At 35.6% G+C, this 1,791-nt stretch carries 2 protein-coding genes; both read right to left on the minus strand.

Annotated features, from left to right (window positions below):
* On the minus strand, nucleotides 1-626 hold a 626-nt coding region (locus tag I6E84_RS14025), incomplete at its 3' end, for a BLUF domain-containing protein (RefSeq protein ID WP_197218629.1).
* A gap of 181 nt (nucleotides 627-807) precedes the next feature.
* Entirely contained in the window at nucleotides 808-1,167 is a 360-nt protein-coding gene (locus I6E84_RS14030) for a hypothetical protein (RefSeq protein ID WP_110924444.1), read from the minus strand.
* Between the last annotated feature and the right edge of the window lie 624 nt (nucleotides 1,168-1,791).

Here is a 1,791-nt window from a genome sequence, read left to right on the forward strand (position 1 = left end):
AACTCTCTGACAATTTGTGTGACTTGCTGAGGTGTGCCAAATTCGCCACTATCTGCCAAAAAGTTAAATGGATACGGTTTTTTGGTCAACTTGATGCATAGATTCATAATCATTTGAGGATTACTTTCATTATTCAGGTCAGGCCATGACAATAATCGCAAGTTCTTACCTTGATAGTATTCGTCAGGAACTGTGTCGATTTTATCTATATCAATAAAAGGTTTAATACGTTTTTTTTGATAGTCATCAAAGTTATTGAAAATGATTCTATGGTTCTCTACAAAGGTACTAAAGAAAACACCTTGGTCTACAAAGTTGAATACACTAACGCCCCAATTGGGAAAGCTACGTTCAATAATATCTACGTCCAAAAAAGCCCAAATATCTTCGTGTCTAGGATCGGCAGCTATCTTAGCCATGAGTTTGTCTACTTCAAAATTCGGCCCTTCTAATACTTGGAAATACTGACCTTCACGATAAGAGACGATCCCAGTGATTTGCGACTTTGGGTTATGCTCACGAGAGGCACTAATAATCTCTGATAACCCTGTAGGCATACGAACACTATGTTCACGAATTGACGCTCTGCTGATAGGTGCTCTGCTAACGTATGCAATACATTTCATTTTACCACCATTTAATAAGACATCTAAGGATCAGTTAACTCATTGTCGGACATAAAGATCACATTCGTTATGCAATAGGTTTATATAACGAATATGATCTTGTTGCTCATAATCTTCAATAAAGTAAAAGCAACAAGAACATATCGATCAGCATTCATTAGGTTGAATATTGCCAACCAAATTATAGTTCTAGATTGTTTTCCACTGACTGTACTTTACGACGTGCTAGTGCAAGGTTGGCTTTAGCCTTATCAAGCACCAAATAGATAAACAAATCTTCATGCTTAGATGCAGGACGGATGATGTGTAGTTGTGACTCTAACGTGATTAAGATATCGTCAATCTCACCTTTGATATCAAGTGACTTCATGGTAGCGACTTTCGCTTTGACCACTTGTGAGTTGCCTGCAGCAGCAAGCTCTAGATCAACACCGCCACCAGTCATACCCAGTACCATGCCTGACATATAGTCGACGATACAGCCACCCATAGCGCCATCAAGGCTCATTAATTCTTGTAAAGACTCATTAATATTTGACATATTCTTCCCTATCCATGTGGTTATGATTCAATAAAGTAATTTAATCGATGAAATACATTCGTTACTTAACAATACTAAACTAAATTCCAATTACTAGTTAACTAACTTAGCCGTTAAACTGCTTTAAGGCAACTATTAAATTTTGAGATATCTATGGCAGTAATACATCAATAACTAATTATTATTAGCAGAAATGACACACCATACTTATTACAAAAATTAACATTAATTAGTAGATTTTATTATACACACATATTAAACCTAAAAGCACGTTTATTAGAAATATTCACAACCAAGTAAAAGTCTTTGGATAAGAAGAAATAGAAAAACCTGATTGTCACAACTTTATGGCTTGGCATAAACACGATTGATGCGTTAATTTATGCCAATAATAAGAAAGGATAATATTTTGAGTACTTCTCTTGAGGGAATTACTACCAATCTTTGAAAGTCTATTGGTAAGAATTGAATGAAATACTTTCATTTAGAAAAAGGTTGTATTCAATAATGGCTCACCTAATCCAAACGACGACTAATAGTCACTCCCGTAAAGCCAAATAGCAGCGTCAATAGCAAAGACAAATAACAGAAGAACGCATAAGGCAAATAATCCAACACCGGCAC

Source organism: Psychrobacter sp. SCQQ22, from assembly GCF_015864605.1.
Classification (GTDB): Bacteria; Pseudomonadota; Gammaproteobacteria; order Pseudomonadales; family Moraxellaceae; genus Psychrobacter; species Psychrobacter fozii.